Genomic DNA, 13,351 nt, shown 5'->3' on the forward strand with positions numbered 1-13,351 from the left:
CTCCATAATCCCTGGAATCAAGACCTGACAGCCATCGGAAATAGCATCCACTTCGCACTCATCACCGACAATGTAAGAATCAACCAAAACTGGATGGTCTGGACTGGCCTTAACCGCTGTTCTCATATAAGAGCGTAAATCGGCTTCGTTTTCTACGATTTCCATGGCTCGGCCACCCAAGACATAGGAAGGTCGCACCAGAACGGGGAAGCCAATCTTACGAGCAGCCTCTACCGCTTCCTCTTCATTAGTAGCCGTCTGACCCGGCGGCTGCGGAATATCCAGTTCCTTCAGAGCTTGCTCAAAGAGATCCCGGTCCTCAGCTCGATCCAAGTCCGCTACTTGGGTGCCTAAAATCTTAACACCAGCCTTGGACAGTGGCTCTGCCAGATTAATGGCTGTCTGCCCGCCAAACTGAACGATAACACCTTTAGGCTGTTCCAGCTCAATGACATTCATGACATCTTCAAAGGTCAGCGGCTCAAAGTATAGCTTGTCAGAGACAGAAAAGTCAGTCGATACAGTCTCTGGATTGCTGTTCATAATAATCGCTTCATAGCCAGCTGCCTGAATAGCTTTTACAGAATGGACGGTCGCATAGTCAAACTCGACCCCTTGCCCGATTCGGATAGGACCAGAACCCAGCACCAGAACTGATTCCTTGCTGGATTTGACAGATTCATTTTCAAAGCCATAGGTCGAGTAGAAATATGGTGTCGAAGACTCGAACTCAGCAGCACAGGTATCTACCATCTTGTAAACCGGCACAATCTTCTGCTCCTGTCGGATGCGACGCACCTGCTCAGCTGTCATGTCCCACAAGGCTGCAATCTTAGTATCCGCAAAGCCATTTTGTTTGGCTTTCTTGAGCACATAACTATCTCCGATATGACTGGCCAGCTCCTGCTCGATTTCGTAAATGTGGAGCAGCTTATCCAGGAAAAAGACATCAATCTTAGTCAGCTCGGCAATTTCATCTGGACTGTAACCACGGCGAATAGCCTCTGAGATGTAGAAAATCCGGTCGTCTTGCGCCTTGACAATCTTCCTCATCAGCTCATCATCGCTTACTTGGCTGAGAGCAGGCAGCTCATTATGATCCACACCAACTTCCAGAGAACGGCAAGCCTTGAGCAGACTCTCCTCAATATTGCGGCCAATAGCCATGACTTCGCCTGTCGCCTTCATCTGGGTTCCCAGACGGCGCTCACCCTGCTCGAACTTATCAAATGGAAAGCGAGGAATCTTAGCGACCACATAGTCTAGAGCTGGCTCAAACATGGCATAGGTAGAACCTGTCACCGGATTGATGATTTCATCTAATGTAAGTCCGACCGCGATTTTCGCCGCCAGCTTGGCAATCGGATAGCCAGTCGCCTTAGAGGCAAGGGCTGATGAGCGGGAAACCCGCGGATTGACCTCGATGACATAGTACTTAAAACTATGCGGGTCCAGAGCCAGCTGCACATTACAGCCGCCCTCAATCTTCAGCGCACGGATAATCTTGAGACTGGCGTCCCGCAGCATCTGGTATTCATAGTCCGAAAGGGTCTGGCTAGGCGCAAAAACGATAGAATCCCCTGTGTGAATGCCGACTGGGTCAAAGTTTTCCATATTGCAGACCACCAGCGCATTGTCTGCACCATCCCGCATGACTTCATATTCGATTTCCTTAAAGCCTGCTATGGAGCGCTCGATCAGACACTGAGTAACTGGAGAGAGTTTGAGGCCGTTTTCTGCGATTTCTCGTAGTTCTTCTTCATTGCTACAGATACCGCCGCCAGTTCCTCCCAGTGTAAATGCTGGACGGACAATGACTGGATAGCCGATGCCAGCCGCAAATTCCAGTGCTTCATCAACTGTATTGACAATTTCTGACTCAGGGATGGGCTGGCCTAGCTCTTCCATCAGCTGCTTGAAGAGGTCTCGGTCTTCCGCTTGGTCAATGGCCGATAACTTGGTCCCTAAGAGTTCTACTCCCAGCTCTTCTAAAAGTCCTGACTTGGATAATTCCATGGCCATATTGAGTCCGGTCTGGCCGCCCAGAGTAGGCAGAAGAGCATCTGGCCGCTCCTTGCGCAGAATCCGCGCAACAAACTCCAGAGTTATAGGCTCGATATAAACCCTGTCTGCAATTTCCTTGTCCGTCATGATGGTCGCCGGGTTGGAATTAACCAAGACGACACTGTAGCCCTCTTCTTTCAAGGACAAGCAAGCTTGGGTCCCTGCATAGTCAAACTCCGCAGCCTGACCAATGACAATCGGACCAGAACCAATGACCATGATTTTTTGAATATCTTTACGTTTTGGCATCTTTTACCTCGTTTTCTATTGTCTATGTCCCTGCATAAACTTAAATATACTGGCAAGCAAATTTGAATATAAATCTCCTAGCGCTGGGTTAGGAACCCTTTGAATGAATCTCTTGGAAAGTATCCATCATCTCCATAAATTCATCAAAGAGATAGCTGGCATCATGCGGACCAGGTGCAGCGTCAGGGTGAAATTGAACGGAGAAGGCCGGGTAATATCTGTGGCGCACTCCTTCAACGGATTTATCATTGATTTCTTCATGGGTCACAATTAAGCATGCCGGCAAATCCTCACGGCTAACTGCATAACCGTGATTTTGACTAGTAAAGTCAACTCGGCCTGTCGCAATCTCACGTACCGCATGATTGAAGCCACGATGACCAAACTTCATCTTATGCGTCTTGGCACCGTTGGCCATGGAGAAGAGCTGATGTCCCATACAGATACCAAAAATCGGAATCTTGCCCTGAACTCCCCGAATCATCTCCAGAGCCTCTGGCACATCCTCTGGATTGCCTGGACCATTAGACAGCATGACTCCGTCGGGATTGAGCTGCAGAATTTCCTCGGCGCTGGTATCATAAGGCACCACTGTCACACTGCAGTTGCGCTTGGCTAGCTCTCGCAAAATAGAGTGTTTGAGACCAAAGTCCACCAATACCACGCTGCGACCAGTTCCCGGAGCGGGGTAGGCTTGCTTGGCAGACACCTGCTTGATATTATCCGTTGGCAGGACTGTCGCCTGTAGCTGATCTTGGATGTGCTCAATCGTATCCTCCGCATTGGCAAGTGTCGCCTTCATGGTTCCGTGTTGGCGGATAACCTTTGTCAGTGCCCTTGTATCAATTCCTGAAATTCCTGGAATATCCTTCATTTTGAGAAACTCATCCAAAGACATTTGATTTCGCCAATTGCTTGCGCGGCGGGCATGTTCATAAACAACTACCCCCTTGCAGGTCGGGCGGATAGACTCATAATCATCGCGATTAATGCCATAATTTCCCACAATCGGATAGGTAAAGGTTAGAATCTGGCCGTTATAGGACTGGTCTGTAATCGACTCTTGATAGCCCGTCATACCTGTGTTAAAGACAATTTCTCCTGTCACACTAAGGTCAGCTCCAAAAGCCTCTCCTTCAAAAATCATGCCATTTTCCAATACTAAAAGTCTTTTTATCATTGTCTCCTCCTTCTGTACCCAACTAACCCAAAGAATTAGTTGGGGGATTCAATTCACTTAACTGCAGCCACAGATTCTTGCTATCTATATAATAAGAGGGAGCAGGATGACTCTTTTTGAGTCCAACCCCACTCCCAACCTAAATATCTGAGATTATTTACGTCCTTTGAGAACTGCCTCAATGATGGCCATTCTGACAAAAACACCATTTGTCATTTGTTCTACGATACGAGATTTTGGAGCCTCAACCAAGTGGTCTGCAATTTCCACATCGCGGTTGACAGGAGCTGGGTGCATCAGGATAGCGGTATCCTTCATACGGTCATAGCGCTCTTGAGTCAAACCGTGCATTCTGTGATAATTTTCTTTAGAGAAAATAGAAGCATAGTCATGACGCTCGTGCTGTACACGTAGGAACATCATCACATCCACTTGATCGATTACTTCATCAATCGTTACGAATTTTCCATAGTCAGCAAACTCATCGCTTCTCCACTCATCTGGACCAGCAAAGAAGAGCTCGGCACCGAGACGTTTCAAGATTTGCATATTAGACTTGGCTACACGAGAGTGATCGAGATCACCGGCAATAGCTACTTTCAAACCATCAAAATGGCCGAATTCTTGGTAAATGGTCATCAAGTCAAGCAGGCTTTGGCTTGGGTGCTGACCAGAACCATCACCGCCATTTACGATGGAAGTTGTAATCGTTGGGCTTTCGACCAATTCTTTATAGTAATCCACCTCAGGGTGACGGATGACACAGACATCTACACCGAGAGCTGACATGGTCAAAATAGTGTCATACAAGGTTTCTCCCTTATTGACTGAGCTTGTCTTGACATCAAAGTCAAGCAGGTCACATCCCAGTTTCAATTCTGCTACTTCAAAAGCCTTGTGAGTCCGAGTCGAAGGTTCAAAGAAGAGATTCGCAACGATATGCTGCTCATCGTAATGAACCTTTGCGCCGTTTTTGAATTCAATTCCGCGCTTGATCAAGGCCATCACTTCTTCGTTAGTGAGGTGTTCCATAGATACAAGGTTTTTAAGTGCGATTTGATTTGATGACATGATGTTATACTCCTTTTATATTAAAAACGTTGAACAAATGTAGCAAGCTTGTCAGCCTAATTTTTAGGTTCTGGCAGGATGAGGTAGAGTGCAATTCCTAGAACAGTTGATAGAGCAACTCCTGAAATTTGCAGACCTGATAGTTGCAGGGTCAGACCACCGATACCAGATACCAAAATGACACTGGCAATCAGTAGGTTCTTTTTGTTGTCAAAATTGGTTTGCGCTTCAATCAGAATTTTAAGACCGCTGGAAGCAATCACCCCAAAGAGGGCAATGGAAATACCACCCAGAACGGGACTCGGGATCGATTGGAGCAGGGCAGAAACTTTCCCAACAAAACTCATGATAATAGCCAATACAGCAGCACCAGCAATCACATAAACACTGTAGATTTTATTGAGCGCCATAACCCCGATATTTTCACCGTAGCTGGTCACTGGCGGAGCACCAAAGATACCTGCGATGACCTGAGCCAGACCATCCCCAGCCAAAGTCTTATCCAAACCGGGCTCTTTAAAGAAATCTTTGCCTGTCAAGCTATTCAGAACCATAACATGCCCAAAGTGCTCTGTCATCGTTACAAAGGCGATCGGTGCCATTGTTAAGATTGCACTTGGATACAATTTGAAATCATAATCTAAAAACGGAAGATTCATTGGCGGAACGTGAAACCAAGAAGCTTTTGTCACGTTGGCGAAGGAGATAATCTCCTGACCTGTCACTGCTCCGGCAATCAAAGCAAAGATATAACCGACAATCAAGCCCAGCAGAACCGGAATAATACCAACGATTTTCTTACCGTAGATGTTAAAGAGAATGACGCAGAGAAGGGTTACCATCCCGATAGCAAAGTAGGTGATGTCATAGACCTTCTGGTCTCCAACGGTCTTGTACATCACATCGCCAACGGCTGTACCCGCTAGACTCAGACCAATCACCATGATGATAGGCCCTACCACTACTGGCGGCAAAATCTTATCAATCCAAGCATTCCCTGCGAATTTCACGATGAGGGCTACAATAAAGTAGACCAGACCGCCCGTGATGGCACCTTGCGCCACTGCTGCAATCCCATCTGTCTTCATCAGCATTTGCATGGCAGCGATATAAGCGAAACTCGAACCCATATAAGCAGGAATCTTGTACTTGGTCACTGTCAAGTGAGCCAGTGTACCTAAACCGCTTGAAAACAGGGCTACCGCTGGGTCAATTCCCACCAGAATCGGAACCAACACCGTCGCACCAAACATGGCGAATAAATGCTGGAATGAAAGTCCTAAGAGTAAACCAGGTTTTGGCATATCATGGACATCGTATTTAACTTCTTGACTCATGATGCATCCTCCTCTACGATGAGGACTCGGTCCTGACCATCTTTTTCTGTCATTTCGACAATGATTTCCTCTCGATGGCTAGTTGGAATATTTTTACCAACGTAATCTGCTCGAATCGGCAGTTCGCGATGACCACGGTCAACTAAAACTGCCAAACTGACACGAGATGGCCGGCCATGACTGACCAGATTGTCAATAGCTGCGCGAATGGTCCGCCCTGTATAAAGAACATCGTCCACCAGAATCACATCACGGTCAGTAATATCGAACGGAATCAGTGTTGTATCTTCCTCGACCTTGACATCATCCCGAAATGGCTTGGTATCCACTTCACCGACTGGAATATCGATATTTTCCAACTGTGCCAGTCGTTGCTGGATGCGCTTGGCAATGAAAACTCCTCTGGTCTTAATGCCCGCCAAAACAATCTGGCTTAAATCCTTGTTGCGCTCGATGATTTCATAAGTAATCCGTGTAATGGCACGGTTCATGGTGATGTCATCGACAACTTCTTTTGTCTTCATCTAAACCTCCTAAAAGCATAAGAAAAAGTCCCCTTTACAAGGAGACTTCAGAAAATATAGATAGGCTGGCACAAGACGCACTTGTTTACACTCCGCCCATCATTTTTACTTTGCTCCTTGCCTATCTCTCTGGATAGAATTAAAGGATTATTTAATTTTTTATACTATATCACAAATTAAAAACTATTTCAAGAAAAAAATTATGTTTTTTATGATTGTCTTAGATAAGCATCAGTGATTAGCTTCTTTATCCGCTTTTTCCTTATCTTTCGGATCCTTTTGATTTTCTTTGTCTGCTGCTTGAGCTAGCTCATCTTTTAATTCAGGATTTTCAGTAGTTGGCACTTCTTCTGATGATGGCTTAGAAGAGTTTTCTAGATTCTCAGCTTGATTGTTTAACTCTGCTTCAGGAGATTCAGCTGTATGCTCGCTATTATTTGAAACTCCTGGGCTGCTTGCTTCAGTTGAAGCTTGCTTGTCAGATGCTTCCTTCTCTTGTTCAGACGTTCCGTCAGCCTCGCTCTCTTTTACCACTTCCTTATTTTCTTCAGCTTTGCTTTCAGTAGCTTCTTGATTTTTTAAAGCAGTAATTTCTTCAGCTTTTGCATCCGCAGGCTTATTATTATCAATGCTGCCCCCCTGAACATCTGGGAAATGCTGTGCTAAAGCCTTTGGAATTTGCTTTTCATTCAATTCAAGCTCTTCTTTAGGGATGTGATTATCGCTGACATTGATATAAGTCACCGTCTTATTTGGTTCCTGCAGCGCTAAGGTTGTGATTTTATTCTTGTTGACAGCGAGATTGTCTAAAGCCCTAAACTGATTAATTCCTTCCAAGTTTTTCAGCTCATTCTCAGCCAAGTTTAAATTCTTCAAGGAAGACTGAGTGGCTGGAATGTCTAAAGTTTTAATCTTGTTTTGTGTTGCGGACAAGGTAACTAAGTTCTTAGCAGCTTCAACTCCTGCCAGCGAAGTCAGACGATTTCCATTTAGGCTTAGATTTGTCAGATTTGGGTTGGACTTCAAGAAGTTCAAGTTCTGAACATTGGAATTATCAGCTGTAAGTTCTTCAAGATGGGAAGCCTTAAGCGAATTGAGATTTAAGTTTGGATTGTTGGATAAGAAAAGCCTTGTTAAGTCTTCTTTTTGGCTCAGAGCAGACACATCTTGCAGTTGATTGTGCTCTAAACTCACTGCTTTTAATTTTGAAAGCTTCGACAAAGCAGAAATATCAGAAATATTATTGTAGTCAAGATTCAATGACTCTAGATTTTTCAGCTTAGCCAAAGGCGAGATATCGGTAATCTCATTTCCCGCTGCTGCGACTGTTTTCAAATTTGGATAATCCTTCAGGAAGGACAAGTCAGTAATCCCATTCTGCGAAATGTCTAAGCCTTCCAATGTCGGAATTTCTTTTAAGAAATCATAGTTGGTAACGCCTGTCTTTGTCATCCACAGTTGTTTTAAATGCTTAAATTGCAGGACTGGTCTGATGTCCTTTATCGGGGTAAAGCCAATTCCCAGAACTTCAATATTTGGCATTAGATCTAAACCTTTTCGTTCCAAAGGATCTTTGCGTTGGCCGATATTTAAGTATTTTACAGTTGCCAGCCAAGCTTTCATCTTTTCCAAATCCGTTTCGTCTGATGGGAATGGGGTGTCAGCCGTAGCATGTAAAATATCTTCAATGATTTCATCATCAAATCCTAGGGCCTTCAAGGTTGCCATACCAACTGCATCATGAGCGTGTGGATTTCCATGAGGGTCAAAAGGCTTGGTCGTATCAATCTTGCTGATCAAGGTCGAATGACTGTGGTCGCCGTGCGGGTAGATGAATACCTTTCCTTTATCCGTATCACTCACTTGAATCAAGCTTTCATCGATTCCTAATTGCTGAGCCAAATAGGCTTTCTTCTTAGCAATTTCTTCTTCCTCGTCTGATGGTTTTGGCGAAGGCTCAGGTGTAGGAGTCGGTGCTGGTGCCGGCGATGGTTCTGGTGAAGGCTGTGCGTGCCCTCGTCGGCCATAATAGGCATCTTCAGCAGCTTTCTTATGTTCTGCTGGAATCAACGACTCCCACTGCGAAGCAATCAGCTGCTCATAAGGAATAAAATGAGTATGGCCATTATGATCTGCCAACAAGCCTGTAGCGAGCTTGCCCGTTACCCCTGTGCCTTTAAATAAGAATCCATCACTTGTAGGGTAATCAATTCCAGCAAACTGACGCTTATTTGTGCCTTGCTGCTGTGGAGAAGATGGTACAGGACTCGGCTGATAAATATGTCCTGTGGCATTGCCAGAGAGGTTTGGACGATAAGTTGGTACTTGTGCAAGATTACCTACAGACTGCTTCAAAATGTAATGGTAATGATCACCGTGGCGCACCACGTAGCCGTATTGGTCTTCTGACACGATGTCTTTAGGATTAAAAACATAGCCATCATCGACAGTGCTCATTTGATTTGTCAGGTGAGCAGAGCCCGCAGGCGCTTGCCCATCTTTTGGTATCAGATAGGCCCATTTACTATTTTTTAAATCAGAATAAAAAATGAAATGCGTGTGGCCATCATGCTCTAAAATCAGACCTTCACTAGTTCTAGCCTTAATTTGAGACTCGCTTTTAAAAAGAAAGCCATCATCCGTCGGCTTATCAATACCAGGAACTGCCCCATTTTTACTAGCTTTGCTTTCCTTTTTCACCTCTCGCTTAACTTTTACCTTTTCCTTGCTGCTCTTCTGATGAGATGACTGAGACTGGCAAGCCGCCAAGCAAAGATTACAAGCTAAAATAACTCCTGCTAAACTTAACAATTTTTTATTGAATGTCATATTTCCTCCTCAATGTTTAACCAGTTAATTATTAACTAGTTAACTATATCACACAAAGCAGATATTGGCAAGAAAAAAATAGAGACAAAATAAAAAACAGAAAAAATCTGTTTTTCATCTCCTATTATAACTATCTAAGCTTTTTGCTTCTTTGAAAAAGAAAGGGATTTGATTCCGTAAAAGACAAAGCCAAAGACCAGATAAGCTACAAAAATAATCAAGCACATCTTGATGACATAGGGCCATTTGTATTTATAGACATTCAAGAAAAAGTAAGGAAAGGGATTGTCCTTGGCTCTTGGAATATCAATCTTGAGGAAAAATCCGTTAAGGAGGGAGAAGGCCATGTAAATCAAGGGGACACTTGTCCAAGAAATGGGGTCAAACCAACGATACTGCCGACTTTTATCAAATACAAGACTGTCAAAGAAAAACATGAGCGGCACAATGTAATGACAAAGAAAATTTTCCAGCCGATAAAAGTCTGTCGCAATCGGAGCTAGGAGCAAGTGATAAACGACGCAGGTAATCATGATACACATGGTCACGCCGCCCTTCACGCGCAAAAGCTTAGGGCTGTCCCAGTCATTGTCCGTCCACATCCTAAAAACAAGATAGGCGATAAATAAAAGAACCAGAAGATTGGACAAGACCGTGTAGTACATCAGCATCCCCACGCCGTATTTAGCAATTTCCAGATAGACTCCGACAAAAGCTAAAATCAGAAGAAGAATGCGATAAGCAAAAATTACTTTTTTATTCATAGGGTTTCTCAGATTTTTTTGATAAATTCTGACTTGAGCTTCATCGCACCAAATCCATCAATCTTACAGTCGATATTGTGGTCGCCTTCGACAATACGGATATTTTTCACACGCGTTCCTTGTTTGAGATCCTTAGGAGCCCCTTTGACCTTCAAATCCTTGATTAAGGTAACTGTGTCGCCATCGGTCAACTGGTTGCCGTTCGCATCAATAGCCACTGGACCAGCTTCTCCTGCTTCAACTTCTGCTGGATCCCATTCGTAGGCACATTCTGGACAAACCAAGAGAACGCCGTCTTCATAAACGTATTCTGAGTTACATTTAGGGCAATTTGGCAAATTATTCATTAAATCATTTCTCCTTATAAGCGGACAGACATTCAAAAAAGAACAGAACCTGAATGACATCCATATTTTACCGTCTTATTATACGATATTTTCTCTTATTTGACAAATGAGTCTGAAAAAAGTATCCTATTTTTAAAAATTTTCTTGACTTTTCTGACAAAACAGTGTACTATTCTAGTGTATATACACTTAATAAAAAGGAGATTCTAATGAAACCAAAATCTAAAAATCAGTTTATGACCCTAACTGCTTTTTTGACAGCTCTAGCCATCGTTATCCCACTGGTCATGCCGATTAAGATTGTCATTCCGCCTGCTTCTTTCACCTTAGCCAGTCACGTTGCTATCTTTCTGGCCATGTTTCTCTCGCCTCTGATGACAGTGATTGTCGTCCTCGGCTCTACCATCGGATTTTTTATGTCCGGTCTCCCTTTCATCATCACCCTGAGAGCCCTGTCTCACCTGCTCTTCGGTACTATCGGAGCTCTTTATCTGCAAAAGCATCCTGAAACACTGGACAGTCAGAAAAAGACCTGGATCTTTAATTTTGTGCTGGCCCTGATTCATGCCTTTGGTGAGGTAGTGGTCTGCATTCTCTTTTATACGACAACAGCCTATCCGGTTAATGCCTTCTATATCTTATTTGGTCTAGTCGGACTTGGTACAGTCGTTCACAGTATGGTGGACTTTGTCATTGCAAAATTTGTCTATCAGGCTCTGAAAAAGATTCGTTAAAGCTTGAATCTTCTAAAGTTTTGATTTACAATGAAGTTATGACAAAAAAACGAAGAAATGATTTATTAGAGCTTTTAAAAGAAGCTCGTCAACCTTTAAACGGTCAATTTTTAGCTGAACAATTTCATGTCACTCGCCAGATTATCGTTCAGGATATTGCCCTGCTGCGGGCTGATGGTGCGCCCATTATCAGTACCAATAGAGGTTATGTCTATAAAGAAAGCAACGTACCTGCCCATTTTCATCGGCTTTTTAAGCTTAAACACAAGGCAGATGATATCGAAACTGAACTCTTGGCAATCGTTGATAATGGCGGACGGATGCAGAATATCCTGATTGAGCATCCTGTCTATGGGGAAATCCAGACCTATCTGAAATTGACCTGCCGCCGAGATGTACAGCAATTTTTAGAGCAGATCACAGAGAGCGATTTTCGTGCCTTATCCGAGCTTACAAATGGGATTCACTACCATTTAGTCGAGGCAGACTCTCAGCAGGACTTAGACTATGTTGAGGAAGCCTTAGCTACACTGGGCTTTCTGCAAGAATAAGCGCGACGCAAATATTCTAGATTTAACCAGTTTTGAAAGGAATTCAAGGCTGGTTTTTATATTTTGAATGAACAAGAAACTTTGTCAACTTCCTAGGAATAAGGTAAAATAAGAGAAAGAAATCTGTAGGGGGACAGCATGGCAGTAAAACCTAAGTACCAAATCATCATGGATAAAATTATCAGGGATATTGACAAGGGAAGGCTTACTACGGGGCAAAAGATTCCCTCCGTTCGCAAGCTGGCAGACCGCTACCATTGCAGCAAAGATACTGCCCAGAAGGCTCTGATTGAGCTTCGTTATCAGAAGTACATTTATGCTGTACCTAAGAGTGGTTACTATGTCTTGGAAAATGACCAAAATAAAAAGGAAGATATCGAGCTGGCTGTTACAGACGACCGCCATCAGGCCTATGAAGACTTCCGCCTGTGTGTCAATGAAACACTGATTGGTCGAGAAAACTATCTTTTCAACTACTATTCCCAACAAGAAGGACTGGAGGAGTTGCGACAGTCAGTCCAGCGCTTGCTCTTGGACTCCGCAGTCTACACTTCTTCAGACAATCTGATTCTGACTTCCGGTACCCAACAAGCCCTCTACATTCTCTCTCAGATTGATTTCCCCAATGGCAAAGACACCATTCTGGTTGAGCAACCAACCTACCACCGAATCAATGATTTACTGCTAAATCAGAAATTGCCTTATGAGACCATTGAACGTAAACCGACTGGGATTGACCTGAAAGAGTTAGAGAGGATTTTTCAAACAAGGCGGATTAAGTTTTTCTATACGATTCCCCGTTTCCACTATCCACTTGGACACTCCTACACCCGTCAGGAAAAGGAAGAAATCCTTGCCCTAGCTATGCTCTATGATGTCTATATCGTTGAAGACGACTATCTGGCTGACTTTGACAGCAAGCGGGAACTACCCTTTCATTATCTAGATGACAGCCAGCATGTCCTCTATATCAAGTCTTTTTCTACCAGTCTCTTTCCTGCCCTGCGCATCACGGCCTTGGCTCTGCCACCACAGATTCAGAAGACATTTCTTGATTATAAAAGAGCGGTTGACTACGACAGCAACCTCATCATGCAAAAGGCTCTCTCCCTCTATATCGACAATCTGATGTTTGAAAAAAATCGTCTGGCATTATTAAAACGACTAGAAACTGAAAAAAATAAGGCACAATCCCTCTTGGACGCCCTTCATTTCCCTCTGCCACACCAGTTGACAACAGATGGCGTGATTTTTGACCTCAAATCCCTCCCCTCGGTCAGCTCCCTCAAACATAGCAAGCTGCCGCTGGACTTTTTTGAAAGCAGCTACATGCAGACTTGCCCCTACCACTATGCCAAGTTATATTATGACGATTTAAAAGAAAATCTGGAAAAATTTAAAGACTATCTAAAAAAGAGAGTGGGACAGAAATCGGTAATTCGTTAGAATTCGATTTCGTCGTCCCACCTCCGCACAGTTGAGTAGGGCTGTAAAAGCTGATGAAATCCGCGTAGTAGAGTCCACTCAACCACTGCGTCTTGCTCGACAATCCAAAAACAATTGAGGAGTCTGAGACAAAATAGTTCTCAGTCACAAAAAAGCTAGAGATTCCCAATTATGGAACTCTAGCTTTTTAAATTGGCTCTTTGTCAACTGTAGTGGGTTGATGTCAGCTAACATCTGGAGAGGACCGAATTGGTT

At 43.9% G+C, this 13,351-nt stretch carries 11 protein-coding genes; 3 read left to right on the forward strand and 8 right to left on the reverse strand.

Annotated elements, in window-relative coordinates:
• From carB to STRDD04_RS00495, 8 genes are all read right to left on the reverse strand, one after another.
• The coding region (carB, locus tag STRDD04_RS00460; protein WP_062198413.1) for a carbamoyl-phosphate synthase large subunit at nt 1–2,313 on the reverse strand (2,313 nt) is incomplete at its 3' end.
• An 88-nt stretch (nt 2,314–2,401) separates the two neighbouring features.
• Complete coding sequence (locus STRDD04_RS00465; RefSeq protein WP_062198414.1) at nt 2,402–3,493, reverse strand: carbamoyl phosphate synthase small subunit; 1,092 nt, start codon at nt 3,491–3,493, stop codon at nt 2,402–2,404.
• Nucleotides 3,494–3,646: 153 nt separating this feature from the next.
• Nucleotides 3,647–4,564, reverse strand: a complete 918-nt coding sequence (locus STRDD04_RS00470) for an aspartate carbamoyltransferase catalytic subunit (protein WP_062198415.1) — start codon at nt 4,562–4,564, stop codon at nt 3,647–3,649.
• Nucleotides 4,565–4,620: 56 nt separating this feature from the next.
• Nucleotides 4,621–5,901 (reverse strand): uracil-xanthine permease family protein, encoded by a 1,281-nt coding sequence (locus STRDD04_RS00475; protein WP_062198416.1) that lies wholly within the window; start codon nt 5,899–5,901, stop codon nt 4,621–4,623.
• Nucleotides 5,898–6,425, reverse strand: coding sequence for a bifunctional pyr operon transcriptional regulator/uracil phosphoribosyltransferase PyrR (pyrR, locus tag STRDD04_RS00480; RefSeq protein WP_062198418.1), 528 nt, complete (start codon nt 6,423–6,425; stop codon nt 5,898–5,900). Before pyrR ends, STRDD04_RS00475 begins: the two co-directional genes overlap by 4 nt.
• 231 nt (nt 6,426–6,656) lie before the next feature.
• Nucleotides 6,657–9,254 carry a pneumococcal-type histidine triad protein gene (locus STRDD04_RS00485; RefSeq protein ID WP_062198420.1) on the reverse strand — a complete coding sequence of 866 codons (2,598 nt, stop codon included), beginning with the start codon at nt 9,252–9,254 and terminating at the stop codon, nt 6,657–6,659.
• Between the two features lie 134 nt (nt 9,255–9,388).
• Nucleotides 9,389–10,018 (reverse strand): Pr6Pr family membrane protein, encoded by a 630-nt coding sequence (locus STRDD04_RS00490; RefSeq protein WP_062198422.1) that lies wholly within the window; start codon nt 10,016–10,018, stop codon nt 9,389–9,391.
• An 8-nt stretch (nt 10,019–10,026) separates the two neighbouring features.
• Nucleotides 10,027–10,365 (reverse strand): zinc ribbon domain-containing protein YjdM, encoded by a 339-nt coding sequence (locus tag STRDD04_RS00495; protein ID WP_062198424.1) that lies wholly within the window; start codon nt 10,363–10,365, stop codon nt 10,027–10,029.
• Between the two features lie 209 nt (nt 10,366–10,574).
• Here STRDD04_RS00495 and STRDD04_RS00500 point away from each other — a divergent pair, with 209 nt between their 5' ends.
• From STRDD04_RS00500 to STRDD04_RS00510, 3 genes are all read left to right on the forward strand, one after another.
• Nucleotides 10,575–11,099 (forward strand): ECF transporter S component, encoded by a 525-nt coding sequence (locus STRDD04_RS00500; RefSeq protein ID WP_062198426.1) that lies wholly within the window; start codon nt 10,575–10,577, stop codon nt 11,097–11,099.
• 38 nt (nt 11,100–11,137) lie between these two features.
• Entirely contained in the window at nt 11,138–11,650 is a 513-nt protein-coding gene (locus STRDD04_RS00505) for a transcription repressor NadR (protein ID WP_062198429.1), read from the forward strand.
• A gap of 138 nt (nt 11,651–11,788) precedes the next feature.
• The gene (locus tag STRDD04_RS00510; RefSeq protein WP_062198431.1) at nt 11,789–13,096 is read left to right on the forward strand and encodes an aminotransferase-like domain-containing protein; all 1,308 of its coding nucleotides are present in this window, start codon (nt 11,789–11,791) and stop codon (nt 13,094–13,096) included.
• The last annotated feature ends 255 nt before the right edge of the window (nt 13,097–13,351 follow it).

The organism is Streptococcus sp. DD04 (assembly GCF_001578725.1).
Classification (GTDB): Bacteria; Bacillota; Bacilli; order Lactobacillales; family Streptococcaceae; genus Streptococcus; species Streptococcus sinensis.

Coding starts and splice junctions, on each gene's coding strand:
- STRDD04_RS00465 (WP_062198414.1), bottom strand. CDS start 3,493: ATGATAAAAAGACTTTTAGTATTGGAAAATGGCATGATTTTTGAAGGA.
- STRDD04_RS00470 (WP_062198415.1), bottom strand. CDS start 4,564: ATGTCATCAAATCAAATCGCACTTAAAAACCTTGTATCTATGGAACAC.
- STRDD04_RS00475 (WP_062198416.1), bottom strand. CDS start 5,901: ATGAGTCAAGAAGTTAAATACGATGTCCATGATATGCCAAAACCTGGT.
- pyrR (WP_062198418.1), bottom strand. CDS start 6,425: ATGAAGACAAAAGAAGTTGTCGATGACATCACCATGAACCGTGCCATT.
- STRDD04_RS00485 (WP_062198420.1), bottom strand. CDS start 9,254: ATGACATTCAATAAAAAATTGTTAAGTTTAGCAGGAGTTATTTTAGCT.
- STRDD04_RS00490 (WP_062198422.1), bottom strand. CDS start 10,018: ATGAATAAAAAAGTAATTTTTGCTTATCGCATTCTTCTTCTGATTTTA.
- STRDD04_RS00495 (WP_062198424.1), bottom strand. CDS start 10,365: ATGAATAATTTGCCAAATTGCCCTAAATGTAACTCAGAATACGTTTAT.
- STRDD04_RS00500 (WP_062198426.1), top strand. CDS start 10,575: ATGAAACCAAAATCTAAAAATCAGTTTATGACCCTAACTGCTTTTTTG.
- STRDD04_RS00505 (WP_062198429.1), top strand. CDS start 11,138: ATGACAAAAAAACGAAGAAATGATTTATTAGAGCTTTTAAAAGAAGCT.
- STRDD04_RS00510 (WP_062198431.1), top strand. CDS start 11,789: ATGGCAGTAAAACCTAAGTACCAAATCATCATGGATAAAATTATCAGG.